Source organism: Streptomyces sp. NPDC050164, assembly GCF_044459945.1.
Taxonomy (GTDB): Bacteria; Actinomycetota; Actinomycetes; order Streptomycetales; family Streptomycetaceae; genus Streptomyces; species Streptomyces coeruleorubidus_A.
This window is the reverse complement of the sequence record NZ_JBITJK010000020.1, coordinates 82,605-103,469: the sequence shown is the minus strand read 5'-3', so window position 1 is coordinate 103,469 and position 20,865 is coordinate 82,605. Positions and strand designations below refer to the sequence as shown.

Here is a 20,865-nt window from a genome sequence, read left to right as displayed (position 1 = left end):
CGCGCAGGATAGGGCACCGCGCCCCCGCCCGCTCGTCCGGAGGCGCGGCTTGCAGTGCCCGCTTATGGTGAGCGAGGGCGCCGGTCCCCGGTCCGCTGCGGGGCGCCCCCTGGAGGCATCGATGCTGGCCAAGCTGTCCACGCGCCCCACGGTGAGGCGCTGCGCGGTCCCCTGTGCGGCCGGGCTGGCCCTGCTGGGTGCGGGGCTGCCGGCCGCGGGCGACCCCGCGCCCGGCCTGGGGCGCTTTTACGACCAGAAGGTGAAGTGGTCGGCGTGCGTGGGCGAGGACATGCCGAAGGACCTCCAGTGCGGCAAGGTCACCGTCCCCCTCGACTACGCCCAACCCGGGAAAGCGACCCTCGATCTCGCCCTGGCCCGCTACCGGGCCACGGGCAAGTCCCGGGGCTCGGTGCTGCTGAACTTCGGCGGCCCGGGCGGTCAGGGCGTGGGCCAACTCGCCATGGCCGGCAAGGACTTCATGGGCCTGACGAACGGCTACGACGTGGTCGCCTTCGATCCCCGGGGCGTCGGCCGCTCCTCGCCGGTCAGTTGCGGCACCGCCTCGGACGACCCACTGGAGGCGACGGACGGCGACGCGGCCGTGGCCGATCCGCAGGCGGTGCTCGAAAAGCTGCGCGACGCGGCGGCCGAGTGCACCGAGCACTCGGGCCCCGTCCTGCCCCACATCGGCACGGTGAACGCCGCCCGCGACCTGGACGTCATGCGCGACGCACTCGGCGACGGCAAGCTCAACTACCTGGGCTTCTCCTACGGCAGCCGGCTCGGCGCGGTGTACGCGGCCCAGTTCCCCGACAAGGTCGGCAGGATGGTGCTGGACGGCGTCGACACGCTCACCGAGCCGCTGTCCGAGCAGGGTGTGGTGAACGCACAGGGGCAGCAGACCGCGCTGGAGAACTTCCTCGCCTGGTGCACGCAGGACATCGCCTGCCCGTTCGGGCGGAATCCGCGGGAGGCCAGGGAGCACGTCGTACAGGTGGTCGAGTCGCTCGACGAGAACCCGGTGCCGACCGACTTCGGCGAGGCGTTCTCCGGCCAGGACTTCGCGGGCGCCCTCGCGCAGGGGCTGTACAGCAGGGAGCTGTGGCCCTCGCTCCAGCGGGCCGTCGCGCAGCTGCTCGAGGACGGCGATACCAGCCGCCTGGAGGCCTTCGCGTCCGGGGGTGTGGCCCTCCCGCCGTGGGGGGCGGCCCGCGGCGGGCTCGTCGACCCGGAGGACGTGCCCCAGGACAACCTGCAGGCGGCGCTGATGGCGGTCAACTGCGCGGACGATCCCGACCGCCCCGCCGCCGAGCAGGTGCGCAGGGAGCTCGGACGGCTGCGCGCCCGGTACGAGCGGGCGTCGCCGGTCTTCGGCCGGTACCGGCTGACCCAGGTGCTGATGTGCTACGGCCGCCCCAAGGGCACCGACTTCATCCGTGACGAGGTCAAGGACCTCGACACCCCGAGGATCCTGCTCGTCGGCACCCGGGGCGACCCGGCCACGCCGTACCGCTGGACGGTGGAGACGGCCGAGCGGCTCGGGACCTCAGCCGTGGTGCTCGACAACCGGGGCGAGGGCCACACCGGCTACGGCTCCTCCAAGTGCGTGCACCGCAAGGTCGACGCGTTCCTGCTGTACGGCACTCTCCCGCCGGACGGCAGTTCCTGCGGCTCCGACCGCGACACCGAGTGAGCCGGCGCGGCCACGGACGGCACGGTCAGCCGAGTGAGACCTCGGGTGCGTAGAGGTCCAGCCACATCGCCAGGTCGAGGGCCCGCTCCAGGCCCCGCCGTACGGCCTGGCTGCTGACGGGCGTGTCGCGGTGTGCGGCCTGCCGGAGCCGTTCGGGGTCGACGAGGTCGAAGACCGGGTGGTCCGGCCGTGCCAGGAGGTCCTTCGCCTGGTTTTGGAGAGCGACGGCGTACTTCGGGTCCTGCGTGGACGGGTAGGGTCTCTTGACCCTGTCGTACACCGACCGGGGGATCAGGTCCGCGGTCGCCTCCCTGAGCAGGCTCTTCTCCCGGCCGTCGTGGGCGACACCTGTCGAAAATCGACCAGCGGCAAAAACTTCCCCAACTTCCGGGACGGTGCGCCCAGCCCTCACCTGCGCGAGCGCCGCCGAAGCGCCTCGGCGGCCTGCTCCGCGTCCGCGACGGAGACGGCCAGACGCGTGTACGGCACGGGTCGCCACAGATCCACGACCACGACGGGAACACCCGCCCGCACCGCGACGAAGTCCCGGCCGAGAGGATGGAGCCGTTCCCCCACGCACCACCGGCCGGGACGGCAGCGCCCGCCCAGCGGCATGCCGCGCAGACTCCGCCACCAGTCACCCTCGACACGCACGGCCCGCACATCGGCCAGCGGCACCCGCACCTCGCGGCGCCGGGCAGACAGCCCTTCCCGCAGCGCGAGCCGGACCACGACGTCCTCGCCGTCCACCACCAGGCGCGCCATCGACAGCCACCTCCTCTCCCAGCCCTCCCAGCCTGCACCCGCGAAGGCGGCCACGAGCACTCGAACCGGCAGACCGGCTGCCCCAAATGCCCCAATGGTGAATCGGCTCTATCGTTCTGTCATGGAGCACGTTCTGAGTCCCGCGACCCTTGCCGAGCTGCGGCGCCCGCGCCCCTACCCCGCGGTCTCCGTGCTGACGCCGACCCACCGGCGCGATCCCTACAAAACCCAGGACCAGGTCCGGCTGCGCAATATGGTGGCCGAGGCCAAGCGGCAACTGGAGGCCGATCCGGCGGTCAGCCGCGAACGACGGGCCGACGTCGCCCGGCACCTCGACCAGGCCCTGTCCGAGGTCGATCTGACGCACGCCGAGGACGGTCTGGCGATCTTCGCCGCATCGGGCGAGCACGAGGTGTGGTCGCTCGCCCGGTCCGTGCCCGAGCGGGTGGTGCTCTCGGACACCTTCCTCACCCGCAACCTGGTCTCCGCGCAGACGGCGGGGCGGCCGTTCTGGATACTGTCGCTCTCCGCCGACCGCGCCACCCTGTGGAACGGCGGCGTCGACCGTGTCGTCGAGGAACGCGCCGACGGCTTCCCGTTGGCCCGCCGAGTGGAGAACTTCGACCCGGAGCGGCAGCAGCGGGTCGGCGACCAGGCGAGCGCCTTCCGGGAGGAGCGCACCCGCCAGTTCCTGCGCGAGGCCGACACCATGATGAGCACCGTCCTGCGCGAACACCCGCGACCGCTGTACGTCACCGGCCCGCCGGCCGCCCTCGCCCTGCTGGACGAGGTCGGCAGCGCCACCAAGGGGGCGGTGCACGTCCCGCACGGCGGCCTGGCGCACGGGACGCCCGAGTCCGTGTGGCAGGCCATTCGTCCGGTGATCGAGACGGAGGCCCGCAGGAACACCGACGCCGTGACCCGCGCCCTCGAAACGGCCCGCGGACGACGGGAGTTCGCCGCCGGTGTCGACGAGCTCTGGCAGAGCGCCCGGGACGGCCGCGTCCGGCTGCTGGCCGTCGAGGAGAACTACCGCGTGACGGTCCGCGACGCCGGGGACCATCTGATCCTCGCCGAGAGCGAGGACCTCGAGTCACGTGAGGACATCGTGGACGAGATCGTCGAGCAGTGCCTGGAGACCGGAGCCGACGTCCGCTTCGTACCGGACGGCGCACTCGGTGAGGCGGAGGGCATCGCAGGCGTTCTGCGGTACTGAAACTCTCGAACACAGGGCCGTCGAACATTCGCGGCAACCGAGTGCCGGCTAACCCGACGGGTCGTCAAACCCCCTGTGTAATCTACGACTTGACCCTCCGGAGGGGTTACTCCGCACCTACCTCGGAGTAACCCCGTGAGACTGTGGCATATGCCAGAAGCACCACCGTATCGTGTGTTGCCAAATCCCTTACAGGGCGTGGCGGGCTGTGCAACAGTCGTAACGGTCCCTCCGTCCGCCTTTGGTCGAACCGTCCCCGCATCGGAGTGCGTCATGCCGTCCCACCTCTCCGCGGACCGCCCAGCCGCCCAGCCGCCCGGACGCGGCTCGGTCGACGCGCTGATATCGCAGACGCGGCGACTCAAGGGCGACGTGGACGCCGTGCGGCGCGACGCCGAGGGAGAAGGATCGGACCACCCCCGGGAACGCTGGCAGCGCGCCCTGTACGACCTGGCCCTGCACCAGCTCAACGACCTCGACGAGCACCTGGCCCAGCTACGGGACGGACCTCGGCCCACGGCGGCCGCCGAACCCGCCGCGCCCGCACCCGGCTCACTGCTCAGCCGGGTCGGCAGCGCCGAGTGGAACCTGCTGACGGACGAGGCCAGTTGGTCCGGGGAGCTCTACCAGATCCTGGGCCGCGACTCCGCCGCTCCCCCGCTCACCCTCGACGAACTGCCGTCCCTGGTGCTCGACGAGGACCGGCCGAAGCTGACGACGATGGTCACGCACTGCCTGGTCGACGCCCGGCCCATCGACGGCGAGTTCCGCATCGCACGCCGGGACGGCGACGTACGCACCGTGCACATGATGGGCGAACCGGTCCTCGACACTGACGGCAGCACCGCCTCGATGTGGGCCGTGCTGCGGGACGTCAGCGAACTGCGCCGCAGCCAGCGGGTGGTGAGCGAGACCCGTGACTCGCTCACCGGCCGGCGGCAGGACGCGCAGACCGAGCACCGGCTCGCGGTCGAGTTGCAGGAGGCCGTGCTGCCACCGTGGCGCGGCTCCCTGCGGCTCCCGCACCAGGGGCCCAGGACCCTCGACCTCGGGGCCCGGCGCCTGCCGGGGTCCACGAACACGCTGATCGGCGGCGACTGGTACGACGCGCTCGAACTGAGCGACGGCGAGACTCTCCTCAGCGTCGGCGACCTCACCGGACACGGCGTCGGCGTCACGTCGAACATGACGATGCTGCTCGGTGCCGTACGCGGCATGGCGATGGCCGGAGCCCCGCCCGGACAGCTGATGGCCTGGCTGAACCAGTTACTCGACGCCACCGTGCAGCCCGCCCTCGGCAGCGCCGTCTGCTGCCGCTACCGCCCCTCGACCCGCACCCTGACATGGGCCCAGGCCGGACACCCCGCCCCGCTGCTCTTCCGCGACGGGACGGGGCGTGTGCTGGGCGCACCGGACGGCGTCCTGCTCGGCGCCACCTCGGGCGCCGTCTACGGGCAGGCCGAAGAGACCCTGGAGGTGGGCGACCTGCTGCTCCTGCACACCGACGGACTGGTACCCGGGCACACCGGAACGGTGGCCGCGAACCTCCTCCTCGACCTGGCGCCGCGTCTGACCGGGACCTCCACCGCACAGGACTGCCTGCGGACGGTGGTCCAGGAGTTCGGCGAGAGCGAGCGCGCGGACAACGCCTGCGTGCTCGTCGCCAAGGTCACGGCATAGGAAACTCAGGCCTGTGCGTTGTTGCCGCCCCTGCCCTTCGTCTTCGGCAGGGCGAGCTTGATCTCCTCCCGCAGCTCCTGGATCTTCGGGTAGCCGGAGTACTGGGCGGTGAGCCGGTACATCTGGCGCAGCCGGTCCCAGGTGCGGTGGGAGGAGTTGGAGCCCATCGACACCAGGGCAAGGCGCGCGTACCGGTCCGCCTGTTCGGGGTCGTCCGCGATGAAGCACGCCGAGGCCATCGACAGATAGTCGAAGATCTTCGACCGCTGCCGGCCGTCGATCCGCAGGGCCAGCGCCTTCTCCGCGTAGTGCTGGGCATGCGCGGCCGCGCCCGGCTCGAACTCGGCGAGCGTGCGGTAGGCCAGGGCCTGCATGCCGTAGAGGTCCTCCTCCTTGAAGGTCTGCATCCAGTCGGGCGACGGGACGTCGGCCTTGTCGGAGACGAACAGGTCCTCCGCCTGGCCGAGCGTGCGCCGCATGGCCTGGCCCTTGCCCATGGAGGCCTGCGCCCAGGCCTCGATGGTGCAGAGCATCGCCCGGGTGCGGGGCAGCACCTCGTCGCCGGAGCCGGACGTGGCGAGCTTCATCAGGTCCAGGGCCTCGTCCGGCTTGCCCAGGTGCACCATCTGGCGGGCCGCGCGGGAGAGTGCCTCGCCCGCGCGGGGCCGGTCCCCGCCCTCTCTGGCCGCGTGCGCGGCGATGACGAAGTACTTCTGGGCCGTGGGCTCCAGGCCGACGTCGTGCGACATCCAGCCCGCGAGGACCGCCAGGTTGGCCGCGACGCCCCACAGGCGCCGCTGGAGATGGGGTGGGTGACGGTAGGCGAGCATGCCGCCCACCTCGTTGAGCTGGCCCACCACGGCCTTGCGCTGGAGCCCGCCGCCGCGGGCGGCGTCCCAGGCGCGGAACACCTCGACCGAGCGCTCCAGTTCCTCGATCTCCTGCGACCCGATGGGGGCGGCCTCGTAGCGGTCGAACCCAGCGGGGTCGGCGTGCAGGGGATGGTCGAGGTCGGGGGCGTCGGCAGCCAGGGCAGGGTCGGTGTGCAGCCAGTCGTACATGGCGCTGCTGAGTGCGGATCCCGCGGCGAGCGCGGCGCCCGCGCCCACCAAGCCGCGTCGGTTGAGCATGAGGTCCATTCCCGTGAATTCGGTGAGGACCGCGGCGGTCTGCTCGGGCGCCCACGGCACTCCGTCGGGAGACTCCGCACTCCCGCCGCGTGGCCGTTTCCCCGCACGCCCGTGCCGGACCAGACCGAGGTCCTCGATGGTCACGACACGGCCGAGACGCTCGGTGAACAGAACCGCCAGCACCCGCGGAACCGGATCGCGCGGGATCTCTCCCATGTCGATCCAACGCCGCACCCGGGAGGTGTCGGTCGCCAGCTGGGGATGGCCCATGGCCGCCGCCTGCCGGTTGACCAGCCTCGCGAGTTCGCCCTTGGACCAGCCGGCCAGGCCGAACAGGTCCGCGAGCCGGGTGTTGGGTTGTCCGCTCACGTCAAGCCCCCAGGTTCTCGGCTGAGTTGACAGTAGCCCGGGGAGACTTGCCGGGCGACTATTCGCCAGGGTTCGCCAGGGTGCGCCAGATGGTGTGCCACTGGTCATCGGGTGTCAGGTAGGAACGCGCCATCCCGACCCGGTCGCCGCAGGGACATTCCCCAGGGTGCTCCCGGGAGCCCGGGCCGGGTGGTGCGCTGTCGTCGCAGGCACACGAAGGGATCTGTTTCGCCCATGTACGCAGCATCGTCCTCCGTGTCCGCACCGCCCCGGTCGCTGCACCCCCGTCCCACGGACAGCGGCCCCTACCTCGCCCCCGCGCGGCCGGCGGCCCCCGTGCTCGGTGCGGGCAGGGCACGGCGCGGCGCGGTACTCGGCACCCAACCGCTCAGCGGGAGACTCGACTTGTCCGGCCCCCAGGGCGCCCAGCTGCGCACGGCGATCGCGTCGGTGCACCGCATCTGCCCGGAGTTCGCCCCGGTGCAGGTCCTGCGCCTGGGCGGGCGGTCCGTGCTTCTGGTCGGCACGACCGGTCGCAGCTCGGCCGTCGCCAAGTGTTTACTGGACCACTCCCCCGCCTGGTCCGAGCGGATCCGCCACGAGATAGCGGCGTACCGCTCGTTCGTCCGGCACCGTCCTCCCGTGCGGGTGCCGAGACTGATCGCGGCGGACCCGGACAACTGCACACTGGTGATCGAGCGGATGCCGGGGCGGGTGGCGGCGCTCCAGCGGCACCCGGCCGAGGCGCCGCCGCGGGCGGACATCAGGGTGGCACTCGGCGCGATCTGCCGGCTGAACGCCTGGCGGCCGCCGGCGGGCACGTTCAACGCCCCGCTGGACTACGCGGCCCGGATCTCGCGGTACCACGAGCTCGGCCTGCTCACCGACCGTGACCTGGGTGATCTCCAGAAGCTGCTGCACGGCATCGCTCAGGCGGCCGGGCGGCAGGGCATGGGCCAGTTCTGCCACGGCGACGCACTGTTGTCGAACATCCTCCTGTCACCGGCCGGTCCAGTGCTGGTGGACTGGGAGCACGCGGGCTGGTATCTGCCGGGCTACGACCTGGCGACGCTGTGGTCGGTGCTCGGGGACGCACCGGTCGCGCGTCGGCAGATCAGCCAGATCGCCCAGTCGGCGGGCCCGGCGTCCAGGGATGCCTTCCTGGTGAACCTGATGCTGGTGCTCACCCGGGAGATCCGTACGTATGAGACGGCCGTGCAGCGTTCGATGCACGACGCGACCCCGGCGGCACCGGGTACGGCCCACCCTGGTGCTGCGCCGTCCGGCGAGGAGCAGCGGCTGCTGCTGCGGCGGCTGCACGACGACTGCCAGATGGCCCGGCGGGCCGTGCGCGCGGCGGTCGGCACTCGCTGACGGGGACGAAGCGGGGGCGGGGGGGGGGGGGGGGGGGGGGGGGGCGCCGGCGGGGGGGGGGGGGGGGGGGGGGGGGGGCCGGGGCCCCCCCCCCCCCCCCCCGCTTCGTGTTTTTTGGCCTACTGCCGCTCAGCCCTGCTGGAACAACTCCGCGGGCAGCGGTTTGAGGAGGGCGTACAGGTCGTCCGTGATGGGGCGGTCCCAGGCGGCGATGGTCACCAGGACGTTGTCGCTGCGGTCGAACTGCACGCAGGAGATGCGGCCCTCGGAGAGCTTGACGCGGCGCACGATCAGGAGGTTGTCGCCCTGCATCACCGGCACGTCCTCGGTGCCGACGACGGTGACCTCCTCGTCGTTCTCCAGCGCCAGCAGCAGCTGCGCCACCTCGAAGGGGACCTGGCCCTCGGGGACCTCGCGGGCCGGGGAGCCCTCCGGCAGATTGCCGATGATCATCGCGGGACCGCGGCCGCCGAACAGGTCGTAACGCAGGAAGACGCCCTGGCAGGTGCCGTCGGGCGCGGGCAGCAGTCCCGCACCGAGGTTGCCGGGCCAGTCGCCCGGGTCCATGGCCAGTACGTCGAAGTCGGGCCCGGCGGGCGTGGCGCTGCGGCGGCGGAGGAACGACATGCCGCCATGGTACGTGGCCCGGCCTGCGAAGTGTCGGGAGGGCGGTGACCCGATCGGACCTACACCGGCGTTCGGTGCCGTTGGTGGTGGCGGGCCACCCGGGCGCGGTTGCCGCAGGACGGTTTGCACCACTCCTGGCGCGGGTGGTCCTTGAGGAAGTACCGCACGCAGCGGGGCGCGTGGCAGGCCCGCAGCCGGTCGCGGTCGGGGCCGGCGAGGAACGCGATCACGGCGCGCGCGAGGGCGGACGTCAGGTCGTCGCCGCCGCGCAGGGGCCGCTGACGGACGTCGGGTCCGGCACCCTCGGGCCAGTCCAGGACGGGCACGGTGGGGGTGCGGGCGGCGGCCTCGTTGAGGCGCCGCACGGCCTCGGGTACGAGCAGGAGCCGGGCAGCGTCGGCGGGGCTCGGCTCGCCGGGGCGCACGGCGCGGGCGAAGAGCGCGCGGACGGCGGCACGCAGGTCCCGGACGGCGGCGAGCTGCGCGGCGTCGGCGGTGAAACGGCCGGCGTCCGGCAGGACCTCGGGGTGTGCCCGGACCCAGGCGGTCAGGCCTGCCGGGTCGGTCAGGTCGTCGGCGACGCCGCCGTTGCCGTCGTGCCGGATGGTGAGGGCGAGGTCCAGGGCGAGCCGGGCGTCCCTGCTGATCGGTTCCCGCATGGGCCTAATGATAGGCCTGCCGACATCCATTACAGCGGGGTCAGTCCTCGGGCGGTGCCGGCGGGACCACCGCGACGGGGCTCGCGGCGTGCAGCAGGACGGCGTGGGTGACCGAGCCCAGCACGCGGGCGGGTGCCAGCAGGTGCCGCCGGTGGCGGCCCACGACGACGAGGTCGGCGCCCGGGGAGGCCGCCACGAGGTGTCCGGCCGCGTCGCCCGCCGCCGGGACCGGCTCGACCGGGACGTCGGGGTGCCGTTCGCGGTACGGGGCGAGGAAGCCTTCGGCGAGGATCCGGGTCTCGTCCTCGATGACGTTCTGGTCGACGATCGGCGGGGGCAGTTCGCCGGGCATCATCCAGGGCTGCGCGGGCCACGGGTAGGCGGCGACCGCCTGAAGCCGGGCACCGCGCCGGGCGGCCTCGGCGAAGGCGAACTCGAGTGTGGCCTCGTCGGGGCCGTCCACCTTCAGGCCGACCACCACGCGCGAGCCGGGACCGGTCTGCGCCTCGCCTTCGATGTCGCGTCCGGGCGGGTGCACCACCACGACGGGGCATTCGGCGTCGCGGGCGGCGGCGATGCCGTTGGAGCCGAGCAGCAGGCTGGCGAAGCCGCCGCGGCCCCGGGAGCCCAGGACCAGCAGCTGAGCGGAGGCGCCCTGTTCGGGCAGAACGGCGCTCGGCGCCCCCTCCAGGCCGAGGTACTCCGTGTCCGGCAGGCCGTCGATGCCCTCCAGGTGGGCGCGGACCCGGTCGAGCACCGGGTCGTCCTGCGGGTCCGGCGGTGCGGCGGCGAGCAGCTCGGGCTGCGCCCAGTGGGCGTACTGGCGTACGTGCACCACACGCAGGGGTGCCGAAAGCCGGCGGGCCGCGTCGAGGGCCCACTCCAGGGCGCGCAGGCTGTCGTCCGAACCGTCGACCGCCGCGATGACCGGCAGGTTGCTCATGGGTTCCTCGCCTTCCGGGATACGACCGTGCCTGAGGGCCCAGCCTGGCCCAGGGGCGGGCCCCGGGAGGGCGCCTCAGGTCGCGTGTCCGGCAAATGCGGGCGGAACACCCCCGGATCGGCCGTGGGGTCACGGCCGTTCCGGGACGGTTCGCATGGTGCCGCGGTCGAGGTCGCGCGGCGGCGCGTCAGGTGAGGTCGAACTCCCCTTCCCGCGCTCCCGACACGAACGCGCCCCACTCGGCGGGCGTGAAGATCAAAGAAGGGCTCTCGGGGCGGGCACTGTTCCGCATGGCGATGAAGCCCTCCACGAAGGCGATCTGGACATCCCCCCGCCCGCGGCTGCTGGACTGCCACTGTGCGTTGGTGAGGTCCAGCTCCGGCTTGTCCCAGCCCGTGAGCGGGCGCTGCTGGGTGGTGGTCTCGGCCACGTCCGTGCTCCTCCCGATTCGTCGTCCGCGGCCAGCCTAGCGATCGTGCCCCACGGCCAACAGGGCACGTGAGGGGGACCTTTCAGGAGTCCGGGGGTTCGGCTCCCACGAGCCACATCGAGAAGAACTGCGAACCGCCGCCGTAGGCGTGGCCGAGGACCCTGCGGGCGCCGTCCACCTGGTGTTCCCCAGCCTGTCCGCGCACCTGGAGCGCCGCCTCCGCGAAGCGGATCATGCCGGAGGCGCCGATGGGGTTGGTGGACAGCACGCCGCCCGACATGTTGACGGGCAGGTCCCCGTCCAGTTCGGTCACGCCCGCCTCGGTGAGCTTCCATCCCTCGCCCTCGCCGGCGAAGCCGAGGTTCTCCAGCCACATCGGCTCGTACCAGGAGAACGGGACGTAGATCTCGGCGCCGTCGATCTCGCGGCGCGGGTCGGTGATCCCGGCCTGCCGGTAGACGTCGGCCGCGCAGTCCTGGCCGGCCTGTGGGGAGACGAAGTCCTTGCCGGCGAAGAGGGTCGGTTCGCTGCGCATCGCGCCGCCGAGCATCCAGGCGGGCGGTCGCGGTGCCCGGGCGGCTCCGGCGCGGTCGGTGAGGATCATGGCGCAGGCGCCGTCGGAGGAGGGGCAGGTCTCCGAGTAGCGGATCGGGTCCCAGAGCATGGGCGAGGCCATCACCTTCTCCAGGGTGATGTCGTGCTCGTGCAGGTGGGCGCAGGGGTTCTTCAGCGCGTTGCGCCGGTCCTTGTAGGCGACCAGGGCGCCGATCGTCTCGGGCGCGCCGCTGCGTCGCATGTACGCGCGGATGTGCGGGGCGAAGAACCCGCCGGCTCCGGCGAGCAGGGGCTGCTGGAAGGGAATGGGCAAGGACAGGCCCCACATGGCGTTCGACTCGGACTGCTTTTCGAAGGCGAGGGTGAGGACGGTGCCGTGGACGCGGGCCGCGACGAGGTTGGCGGCGACAAGCGCGGTGGATCCGCCGACCGAGCCCGCGGTGTGCACCCGGAGCATGGGCTTGCCGACGGCGCCGAGCGCGTCGGCGAGGTAGAGCTCCGGCATCATGACGCCCTCGAAGAAGTCGGGCGCCTTGCCGATCACGACGGCGTCGATGTCGGCCCATGTCAGCTCGGCGTCGTCCAGGGCGCGTCGGGCCGCCTCCCGGACGAGTCCCGCGATGGACACGTCCCGGCGTGCCGCGACGTGTTTGGTCTGGCCGATGCCGACGACGGCCACGGGCTCCTTGCTCATCGGGGCTCCCCTTCGAGTACGGCGACGAGATTCTGCTGGAGGCAGGGGCCGGACGTGGCGTGGGCGAGGGCGCGGCCGGACTCGCCGCGGTGGATGCGGGCGGCGGCCTCTCCGATGCGGATGAGACCGGAGGCCATGATCGGGTTGGCCGCGAGGGCTCCGCCGGAGGGGTTGACGACGACGCCGTCGCCGAGGCGGAGGGCCTTGCGCAGGACGACCTCCTGCGCGGTGAAGGGCGCGTGCAGCTCGGCGGTGTCGACGGGTCGCTCGAAGGCACCCGCCCGATCGGCGGCCAGGCGGGTGGACGGCGAGTCGGTCAGGTCGCGCACACCGAGGCCGTGCGCCTCGATGCGGTGGTCGATGCCGCGGATCCAGGCGGGGCGGGCGCACAGTTCACGGGCCCGGTCGCCCGCCGCGAGGATGACGGCGGCGGCCCCGTCGCCGATGGGCGGGCAGTCGCCGATGTGCAGGGGCCGTACCAGGTACTCCCCCTGCGCCACGGGCTCCTTGAGTTGCGCGTGCGGGTTGGCGGACGCCGCCTCACGGTCGCGGGCGGCGACGGCCGCGAGGGCGGGTTCGTCGGTGTCGCCGGCGTCTATGAGGGCCTGCGCCTGGAGGGCGGCGAGTGCCACGGAGTCGGGCCACAGGGGTGCCACGTAGTACGGGTCGAGCTGGCGGGTGAGGACGTCGCGGACCGAGCCGGGCGAGGACTTGCCGTACGAGTAGACCAGGGCGGTGTCGGCGTCACCGGTGAGGAGTTTGGTCCAGGCCTCGTACAGGGCCCAGGCGCCGTCCATCTCGACGTGCGACTCGGAGATCGGCGGCCAGGCGCCGACACCGTCGAGGGCGAGGGTGAAGGAGAAGGCGCGGCCGGCGAGGTAGTCGCTGGAGCCGGAGCAGGTGAAGTCGATGTCGGCGGTCTTCAGGCCGGTCCGGTCGAGGACCTCGTGCAGCACCGGCATGAGCATCTCCACCTCGGAGAGCTCCTCGCTGCTGCGCCGGTGGACGGTCTGGGCGAAGGCGACGACGGCGATCTGGCGGTCCCCCGGTGCGCTCGTCACAGCAGCTCCTTGTAGGTGTCGTAGTCCGCGTCCGGTTCGCCGGTGGGCCGGTAGTGGTCGGGGTAGCGGGCGCCCTCCGTCCACACCGGTTCGACGCGCAGCCCCATGCGGACCTCGTCGTACGGGATGCCGCCGATACGGCCGTGCAGTGCGAGGTCGGCGCCGTCGAGGGCGATGTGGGCGTAGACGTAGGGCACCTCGATGTCGAGGTTCTTCGCCTTGATGTTGACGATGCAGAACGTGGTCACTGTGCCGCGCGGCCCTACCTCGACCTGTTCGGATGTGGCCACCCCACATGTGGGGCACGCACCCCTCGGCGGGACGTAGACCTTGCGGCAGGCGGGGCAGCGCTCGCCGACGGTCCTGCGGCCGGAGAGGGCGTTGATGTAGGCGGTCTGGGCGCGACCGGGCGAGTACGTGTAGTCGAGGCGGGCGGCGGCGACGATGCCGGTGACCGGGTCCGCGAACTCCCCCGTGTGCCCTGTTGTTCCGGCCCGGTTGCCGTCGTACGGCTCGAAGCAGGCGATGTCCGTGATGGCTCCGGTGCGTTCCTCCGCCCAGCGGATGCGGACGCGCATGCCGGTGTGCACGGTGTCGGGGCCCGGGGCGTCGAGGGCGTGCAGCAGGGCGGTGTCGGCGCCGTCGAGGCGGACCAGGGCCCAGGCGAAGGGGGTGGTGAGGGGCTGGCCGCGGCGGGGGGCGTGGTTCCAGGCCCAGGTGGTGACCGTGCCGGTGGGGGCGACCTCGATCAGGTCGCGGATCTCCTCGGCGGTGACGGGGTCGTACTCGACGGGCGGGACCAGGGTGCGGCCGTCGCCGGTGCGCACGCCGAGGACGACACGTTCGCGCAGGCCGGTCAGGAAGGCGCTCTGGACGGGTCCGAGGGAGCGGGTGAAGGGGAACTCGACGACGAGAGGGGCTTTGAGGACTTCGGGCATGCCGCAGGGCTCCTTCGGATCAGGCGCGCTTGTAGACGGGCGGTCGTTTCTCCGCGAAGGCGCGGGCGCCCTCCTTGGCGTCGGCGGTGTCGAAGACGGGCCAGCCGCGGGCGAGTTCGGCCGCGAGGCCCTCGGACTCGGTCATCTCGGCGGTCTCGTAGACGGAGGCCTTGACGGCCTCGACGGCCAGCGGGCCGCAGGAGTTGATCTGTTCGGCGATCTCCAGTGCCTTCGCGAGCGCCGTGCCGTCGGGTACGACATGGCCGACCAGGCCGATGGCGGCAGCCTCGCGGGCGCCGTAGGGGCGGCCGGTGAGGAGCATCTCCAGGGCGTGGGTGCGCGGGATCTGGCGTTGCAGCCGGACCGTGGAGCCGCCGATGGGGAACAGGCCGCGCTTCACCTCGAACAGGCCGAAGGTCGCGGACTCGCCTGCGACGCGGATGTCGGTGCCCTGGAGCATCTCGGTGCCGCCCGCGACGCAGTACCCCTCGACGGCCGCGATCACCGGCTTGCGCGGGCGGTGGTGGCGCAGCATCGCCTTCCAGTGCAGGTCGGGGTCGGCCTTGAGCCGGTCGCGGTACTCCTCGCCGGCCATGCCGTTGCCGGCGAGGGCCTTGAGGTCCATGCCCGAGCAGAACGAGCCGCCCGCGCCGGTGAAGACGATCGAGCGGACCGAGTCGTCCGCGTCGGCCTCCAGCCAGCCGTCGTAGAGGCCGACGAGCATCGGCAGCGAGAGCGCGTTCCTGGCTTCGGGCCTGTTGAGCGTGAGCACCAGTGTGGCGCCTTCGCGCCGCACGGTGAGGTGTTCCGTCCCACCCATGGCCAACTCCCCTCTCGTGGAACGAGAACAGGTTGCAGTAGCGCGGGAGGCACTTCAAGAGTTTTCTGACAGGCAGTCAGATTTCTTCGTGCGAGCCCTTCACAGTTGGACCGCCCTTTGCTCTGATGACCGGCGAACCGTCCGATGCCAGGCACGTCCCGGGGTCAGGAGGAGCGGTGGAGTACAACCTTGCCGACCTGTTCGAGTCGGTCGTCGACGTGGTCCCCGACCGTGAGGCGCTGGTGTACGTCGACCATCCGGGCACGGGTGCGGAGCGCCGCCTGACGTACGCGGAGCTGGACGCGGCGGCCAACCGCGTCGGCCACCATCTGCTCGACAGCGGGATCCGGCCTGGGGAGCACCTCGGGCTGCACCTCTACAACGGTGTGGAGTACCTCCAGACGGTGCTGGGCTGCCTGAAGGCGCGGATCGTCCCGGTCAACGTCAACTACCGGTACGTGGAAGAGGAGTTGGTGTACCTCTACCGAGACGCGGATCTGGTGGCGCTGGTCTTCGACGCGGAGTTCACGGACCGGGTGGCGGCCGCGCTGCCCCGGGCGGAGAGGCTGCGGCATCTGATCCGGGTGGGTGCTCCGGCTCCGGGGGCCGCCGCGGTGCCCTGTGTGGAGTTCGCACATGTGGAGGCCGCGGGGTCGCCCGAGCGCGGCTTCCCGGCCCGCTCTCCCGATGACCAGTTCATCATCTACACCGGCGGTACGACCGGGATGCCCAAGGGTGTGATGTGGCGGCAGGAGGATCTGTTCTTCGCGGGGCTCGGCGGGGGCGCGCCGACCGGTGAAGCGGTGAAGAAGCCGGAGGAGCTGGCCGACCGGGTCGCGGCCGGCGGGGAGGGAATCACCTTCTTCCCCACAGCCCCCCTGATGCACGGCACCTCCACTCTCACGGCGTTCATCGGCTTCAACTTCGGGCAACGGGTAGTGATCCACCGCAAGTTCGTGCCCGATGAGGTGCTGCGGACGGTGGAGAAGGAGAAGGTCAGCAGCATCTCGCTGGTCGGGGACGCGATGCTGCGGCCGCTGATCGACGCGCTGAGCGGTCCGCTGCGGGACATCGACCGCTCGTCGCTGTTCAGCGTGTCGTCGTCCGGCGCGATCATGTCGGACACGGTGCGCCGGCAGTTCCAGGAGCTGGTTCCGAACACCATGGTGCTGAACAACTTCGGCTCCTCGGAGTCCGGTTTCAACGGGACGGCTACGGAGGACTCCGGCCCCGAGCGGGGCTTCCGGGTGCGGGTCAACGCCCGCACGCAGGTGGTGGACCCGGCCACGTACGAACCGGTGACGGCCGGTGAGGTGGGCCGGATCGCCCAGTGCGGACATGTGCCGCTCGGCTACTACAACGACCCTGCCAAGACCGCCGGGACCTTCTTCGAGAAGGACGGCGAGCGGTGGGTGTTGCTCGGCGACATGGCCACCGTCGACGAGGAGGGTGTGGTCACCGTCCTCGGCCGCGGCTCGCAGTGCATCAACACCGGCGGCGAGAAGGTGTACCCGGAGGAGGTCGAGCAGGCCCTCAAGTCCCACCCGGACGTCTACGACGCGCTGGTGGCCGGGGTGCCGGACCCCCAGTGGGGCCACCATGTGGCGGCCGTGGTGCAGTTGCGGGAGGGGGCGGCGCGCCCGTCGCTGGAGGACATCCGAAGGCACTGCCGTGACCGGCTGGCCGGTTACAAGATCCCGCGCCAGCTGGTGATCACGGAGTCGCTCCAGCGGTCGCCGAGCGGCAAGGCGGACTATCGCTGGGCGCGGGAGGTCGCGATGGCGGCGGACGGGTGATTCTCCGGCCGGTCGATTGAACCCAAGGTGACGTGCGGACGTACTGGTGGTGGCAAGCTCGGTGACCGGGCTCTGTTTGCCATGCCTAGCAAGACCGCACGGAAGGACCACCGGGTGTCGCTCTTCACTCGCTCCCAACAGCAATCGGGCACGACCGGGAGCGGGGCGGAACCGGATGACGATACCGGCGCGACCGGGCCGGACGGTGGGACGGGGCCGGGCGGCGGGACGGCTGCGGTGGATTCCGACGGTGGCACGGCGACGGTGGATTCCGACGGCGACATGGCTGCGGTGGAGTCGGACGGGGGCGCGGGCCCGGCGGGAGTGGAGGGGAACGCCGGCGCGGCAGGCCCGAAAGGCGACGTCGGCACGGTGGAACCGAACGGCCGCGCGACCCCGACGGACGCCGCGGACGACTACACGGACACGGCGGGACCGGCCGGTGGTACGGCTGCGGCGGATTCCGGCAGCGGCACGGCCGCGGCGGAGTCGGACGGGGACGCGGGCGCGACGGGACCGGACGGCGACGCCGACGCGGCGGAACGGGACAGCGGCACGGACCCGGCGCAACCGGAGGGCGACGCCAGCACGGCAGGCCCGAAAGGCGACGCCGCCATGACGGAACCAGGCAGCTACACGACCCCGGCGGACGCAGACGGCAACACCGGCACGGCAAGCCCAGACGGCGACGCCTACACGGCGGAACCAACCAGCGACACAGCCCCGGCGGACGCGGACAGCGGCGCCGCCGCAGCGGACCCCGGCCGTGACACCGACACGACGCCCCCCGACCATGCCCCTGTCGCGCGAGAAGAAGGGGACGACGCCGTTGAGGGGGCGGCTGCGGTGTCGGACAGGGCGGGGCCCGGCTGGTTCGGGTGGCGGCGGCGTTATCCCCGGGCGGCACACGGGGTCAGCGTGGGGACGACCGTGCTGGCCGGTGCGCTCGTGGTGTTCGCGCTGTTGCTGCCGAACCGGATGGAGCGGATCGAGTTCGCCTCGTTCGTCCGTATCCCCGCCGAGGGCGTGCTGCTCGCGGGTCTGCTGCTCGCGCTGCCGCCGAGGCCCCGGCGGATCATGGCGGTCGTCTCGGGCGTGTTCCTCGGGCTGGTCACGGTCCTGAAGTTCGTCGACATGGGCTTCTACCAGGTGCTGGCCCGGCCCTTCGACCTGGTCCTGGACTGGATTCTCATCGAGCACGCCACGGACTTCCTCCGGGAGACGTTCGGCCGTACCGGACAGGTGCTGGCCGTGATCGGGGTGATCGTGCTGCTCGTCGCGGTGCTGGTCCTCACGACCCTCGCCGTGGTGCGGCTGACGAACCTGATGGTCCGGCACCGTCCCGTCGCCGCCCGTACGACGCTGATCCTCGGCACGGCGTGGATCACCTGCATGACCCTGGGCGTGCAGATCGGCACCGTACCGATCGCCACCAAGGGCAACGCGGAGTTCCTCGGCAACCGGGTGGACCAGGTGCGGGCTGGTCTGAGGGACGCGCGGGTCTTCGAGAAGCAGGCCGCCGTGGACGCCTTCGCGAAGACACCGCCGGACCAGTTGCTCACGGGGCTGCGCGGCAAGGACGTCCTGTTCACCTTCATCGAGAGCTACGGCCGGGTCGCGATCGACGACCCCGCGATGGCGAAGCAGACCGACGCGGTACTCAAGGAGGGCACCGCTTCGCTCAAGTCGGCCGGGTTCGAGTCGCGCAGCGGCTGGTTGCAGTCGCCGGTGACCGGCGCCGGCAGCTGGCTCGCCCACTCGACCTTCCTGTCCGGTCTGTGGATCAAGAACCAGCAGCGGTACCGCAGCCTGACCACCAGCGACCGTATGACGCTGACCAACTACTTCCGCAAGACCGGCGCCTGGCGGACCGTCGGCATCGTCCCGGGTGTGCGCCGGGCCTGGCCGGAGGGGAAGTACTTCGGTCTGGACCACATCTACGACTCGGAGCACCTCGGCTACCACGGCCCGTACTTCAGCTGGACGCCCGTGCCCGACCAGTTCAGCATGGAGGCCTTCCAGCGCCTGGAGCACGGCAAGAAGGACCGTGAGCCGATCATGGCGGAGATCATCCTGGCCTCCAGCCACAACCCCTGGTCGCCCATCGCCCGCATGATCGACTGGGAGGACCTCGGCGACGGTTCGGTGTTCCACCGGATCAAGAAGGAGGGCACCAACCCCACGGAGGTCTGGAAGGACCCGGAGAAGGTGCGCACCGAGTACCGGCGTGCCATCGAGTACTCGATCCGGAGCCTTACCGAGTGGGTCGAGCGCTACGGCGACGAGGACACGGTGCTCGTCTTCCTCGGTGACCACCAGCCGGTGCCGACGGTCACCGCCGGGGACACCGGCAAGGACGTGCCGATCACGATCGTCGCCCGGGACAAGAAGGTGCTGGACCGGGTCGCCGACTGGGGCTGGACCGACGGTCTCAAGCCGGCCCCGGACGCGCCCCGGTGGGGCATGGACAAGTTCCGCGACCGTTTCATGACGGCGTACGGTCCGCAGGGCTGAGGAACTCCGCCACGGCCGCGAGGAACTCCTCGGGCCGCGCCTCGTGGACGAGATGCCCGGCGTCGATGGTGACGCGCCGGGCATCGGGAAGCAGTTCGGCGAGGGCGGCGATCTGCTCCTGGGGGATCAGGCTCGTCGGCCCGCCACCGATCAGCAGCGTGGGCATGGTGATCCGCCCCATGTGGTCCCACCACATGGGATCCGGGGCGTTGCGCTGTTCGTCGGTGGCGAGGATCATCGCCCAGTCGAACGGCAGGTCCCCGCCGGGGTGTTCGGCGGGCGGGCGCGGCGGGTCCAGCGGGAAGGGCGCGGGTACGTCCTCCAGGACGAGCCCCCGTACGAGGCACGGGCTGTGCTGGGCGAGCAGGCAGGCGACGGCGCCGCCGAGCGAGTGGCCCACGACATCGGTGCGGGTGATGCCGAGCGCGCCGAGGAAGGCGTGCACGTCGTCGCGCATGACCTCGTAGGCGTATCCGCCGGGCCAGTCGCTGCGGCCGGGCCCGCGCAGGTCGGGGGCGTACACCCGGCGGGGCCCTGCGGCCAGGGCGGGGGCGGTCTCCGCCCAGTCGGCACCGTCGGTCCCGCGGGCGTGCAGGAGCACGACGGGCGGCGCGTCCTCCGGCCCCCAGACGCGGTAGGCCAGGGTGATGCCGTTCGCCTCTACGGTGCGCGGTTCGGTGTCCATGCCGGGCACCGTAGTGAGGGCTCCTCGTCAGGAGGGTCCGGCTCTGCCGAGAGCAGAAGGACGTCTCACTCCGGTCCGGAGAAGAAGGCGGCCACGCGCCGCACGAACCACTCCGGGTCGTCCAGCCACGGGTAGTGTCCCGCCCCCGGCTGCACCGTGAACTCGGCCACCGGGAACACCTCGGCCGCACGCCGGGCCAGGGCGGGACTCGGGCCGCCGTCCATCTCCCCGGCCAGGACGAGCACCGGGGCGGTGACACGGGCGAGCGCGGTCCGTGTCGCGTTCGGATCGTAGGCGCCGTCCGCCCCGTAACGGTCCGCCGCGTCGTCGTTGGTCTCGTCCTCCTCGCGATCGGCGTGGACCCGGGCGGTGTCGTCCCAACGGCCGTAGAAGAACGGCAGGAACACGGGATCGAAGTCACCGGTGCCGGACAGCCAGGACTCGAACGCCGGGAACGCGTCGGCGAACCAGGGTTCCGACGCGCGCAGCCGGGCCGCCGCAAGCCGGTCCTCGGCCGTCGCCGGCATGCCCAGCGCCCTCGGGGTGGCGGTGATGAGCGCCAGCCGCCGGAGTCGGTCCGGATACCGAGCCGCGTACAGCATGGCGAGACTGCCGCCCGCCGAGTGCGCGAGCACGTCCATCCGCTCCAGGCCCAGGTGGCGGCGCAGCGCCTCGACGTCGTCCACGAGCCGGTCGCAGCGGTACGTGGCCGGATCCGCAGGCACCTCGGACTCCCCCGTGCCGCGCAGGTCGAGGAGCGCCAACTGTCGGTGCTCGTGCAGTCCGCCCAGGTTTCCGAGGTACGCCGAGGCGCGCATGGGGCCTCCCGGAAGCACGACGAGCGGCCTGCCCTCGCCGCTCATGTGACAGGCGAGTCGGACACCGCCCGGAGCGCGGAAGATCGGCATGGCGCCGA

Annotated in this window: 18 protein-coding genes and 1 pseudogene; 6 read left to right on the top strand and 13 right to left on the bottom strand. The window is 72.0% G+C overall.

The genetic code is table 11. From position 1 onward, the window contains the following. Positions 1–121 precede the first annotated feature (121 nt). On the top strand, positions 122–1,693 hold the full coding sequence (locus tag ACIBNA_RS25200) for an alpha/beta hydrolase (RefSeq protein WP_399167388.1): 1,572 nt from the start codon (positions 122–124) through the stop codon (positions 1,691–1,693). Between the two features lie 25 nt (positions 1,694–1,718). On the opposite strand, the pseudogene ACIBNA_RS25195 reads toward ACIBNA_RS25200, so the two are convergent. Together ACIBNA_RS25195 and ACIBNA_RS25190 are read right to left on the bottom strand one after the other, a co-directional pair. Continuing rightward, a pseudogene (locus ACIBNA_RS25195) lies at positions 1,719–2,030 on the bottom strand (asparagine synthase-related protein); the annotation flags it as partial. Between the two features lie 71 nt (positions 2,031–2,101). Next, complete coding sequence (locus tag ACIBNA_RS25190) at positions 2,102–2,458, bottom strand: hypothetical protein (RefSeq protein ID WP_399167387.1); 357 nt, start codon at positions 2,456–2,458, stop codon at positions 2,102–2,104. Between the two features lie 121 nt (positions 2,459–2,579). Between ACIBNA_RS25190 and ACIBNA_RS25185 the strand changes: the two genes are divergently transcribed. Beyond that, positions 2,580–3,674: a chemotaxis protein gene (locus ACIBNA_RS25185; RefSeq protein ID WP_399167386.1), complete on the top strand. Its 1,095-nt coding sequence runs from the start codon at positions 2,580–2,582 to the stop codon at positions 3,672–3,674. Positions 3,675–3,947: 273 nt separating this feature from the next. Next, on the top strand, positions 3,948–5,354 hold the full coding sequence (locus ACIBNA_RS25180; protein ID WP_399167385.1) for a PP2C family protein-serine/threonine phosphatase: 1,407 nt from the start codon (positions 3,948–3,950) through the stop codon (positions 5,352–5,354). A gap of 5 nt (positions 5,355–5,359) precedes the next feature. Here ACIBNA_RS25180 and ACIBNA_RS25175 read toward each other — a convergent pair whose 3' ends face one another. After that, a complete protein-coding gene (locus tag ACIBNA_RS25175; RefSeq protein WP_399167384.1) occupies positions 5,360–6,853 on the bottom strand; it encodes a hypothetical protein in 1,494 nt (497 codons plus the stop codon). Between the two features lie 234 nt (positions 6,854–7,087). Here ACIBNA_RS25175 and ACIBNA_RS25170 point away from each other — a divergent pair, with 234 nt between their 5' ends. Further along, positions 7,088–8,227 (top strand): aminoglycoside phosphotransferase family protein, encoded by a 1,140-nt coding sequence (locus ACIBNA_RS25170; RefSeq protein WP_399167383.1) that lies wholly within the window; start codon positions 7,088–7,090, stop codon positions 8,225–8,227. Positions 8,228–8,356: 129 nt separating this feature from the next. Here the strand turns inward: ACIBNA_RS25170 and ACIBNA_RS25165 are convergent, their stop codons facing one another. The 8 genes from ACIBNA_RS25165 to ACIBNA_RS25130 all read right to left on the bottom strand — a co-directional run bounded on the left by ACIBNA_RS25165 (position 8,357) and on the right by ACIBNA_RS25130 (position 14,954). Beyond that, positions 8,357–8,854: a hypothetical protein gene (locus tag ACIBNA_RS25165; RefSeq protein WP_010033043.1), complete on the bottom strand. Its 498-nt coding sequence runs from the start codon at positions 8,852–8,854 to the stop codon at positions 8,357–8,359. Between the two features lie 59 nt (positions 8,855–8,913). Beyond that, on the bottom strand, positions 8,914–9,513 hold the full coding sequence (locus ACIBNA_RS25160; protein WP_399167382.1) for a CGNR zinc finger domain-containing protein: 600 nt from the start codon (positions 9,511–9,513) through the stop codon (positions 8,914–8,916). Positions 9,514–9,553: 40 nt separating this feature from the next. Then, positions 9,554–10,456, bottom strand: a complete 903-nt coding sequence (locus tag ACIBNA_RS25155) for a universal stress protein (RefSeq protein WP_399167381.1) — start codon at positions 10,454–10,456, stop codon at positions 9,554–9,556. 187 nt (positions 10,457–10,643) lie between these two features. Continuing rightward, entirely contained in the window at positions 10,644–10,886 is a 243-nt protein-coding gene (locus ACIBNA_RS25150; RefSeq protein WP_010033039.1) for a DUF397 domain-containing protein, read from the bottom strand. A gap of 82 nt (positions 10,887–10,968) precedes the next feature. Further along, a complete protein-coding gene (locus ACIBNA_RS25145) occupies positions 10,969–12,135 on the bottom strand; it encodes a thiolase domain-containing protein (protein WP_399167380.1) in 1,167 nt (388 codons plus the stop codon). Further along, positions 12,132–13,196 (bottom strand): thiolase domain-containing protein, encoded by a 1,065-nt coding sequence (locus ACIBNA_RS25140; RefSeq protein ID WP_399167379.1) that lies wholly within the window; start codon positions 13,194–13,196, stop codon positions 12,132–12,134. Before ACIBNA_RS25140 ends, ACIBNA_RS25145 begins: the two co-directional genes overlap by 4 nt. Then, complete coding sequence (locus tag ACIBNA_RS25135) at positions 13,193–14,134, bottom strand: Zn-ribbon domain-containing OB-fold protein (protein WP_399167378.1); 942 nt, start codon at positions 14,132–14,134, stop codon at positions 13,193–13,195. Before ACIBNA_RS25135 ends, ACIBNA_RS25140 begins: the two co-directional genes overlap by 4 nt. Before the next feature lie 19 nt (positions 14,135–14,153). Continuing rightward, complete coding sequence (locus tag ACIBNA_RS25130; RefSeq protein ID WP_399167377.1) at positions 14,154–14,954, bottom strand: crotonase/enoyl-CoA hydratase family protein; 801 nt, start codon at positions 14,952–14,954, stop codon at positions 14,154–14,156. Positions 14,955–15,130: 176 nt separating this feature from the next. Here ACIBNA_RS25130 and ACIBNA_RS25125 point away from each other — a divergent pair, with 176 nt between their 5' ends. After that, the gene (locus tag ACIBNA_RS25125; RefSeq protein WP_399167376.1) at positions 15,131–16,750 is read left to right on the top strand and encodes an acyl-CoA synthetase; all 1,620 of its coding nucleotides are present in this window, start codon (positions 15,131–15,133) and stop codon (positions 16,748–16,750) included. A 615-nt stretch (positions 16,751–17,365) separates the two neighbouring features. Then, positions 17,366–19,264 carry a sulfatase gene (locus ACIBNA_RS25120; protein WP_399167433.1) on the top strand — a complete coding sequence of 633 codons (1,899 nt, stop codon included), beginning with the start codon at positions 17,366–17,368 and terminating at the stop codon, positions 19,262–19,264. Here ACIBNA_RS25120 and ACIBNA_RS25115 read toward each other — a convergent pair. Together ACIBNA_RS25115 and ACIBNA_RS25110 are read right to left on the bottom strand one after the other, a co-directional pair. Continuing rightward, on the bottom strand, positions 19,236–19,949 hold the full coding sequence (locus ACIBNA_RS25115) for an alpha/beta fold hydrolase (RefSeq protein ID WP_399167375.1): 714 nt from the start codon (positions 19,947–19,949) through the stop codon (positions 19,236–19,238). The two genes, ACIBNA_RS25120 and ACIBNA_RS25115, sit on opposite strands and share 29 nt — an antisense overlap. A 65-nt stretch (positions 19,950–20,014) precedes the next feature. Further along, entirely contained in the window at positions 20,015–20,857 is an 843-nt protein-coding gene (locus ACIBNA_RS25110; protein WP_399167374.1) for an alpha/beta fold hydrolase, read from the bottom strand. Positions 20,858–20,865: the final 8 nt, after the last annotated feature.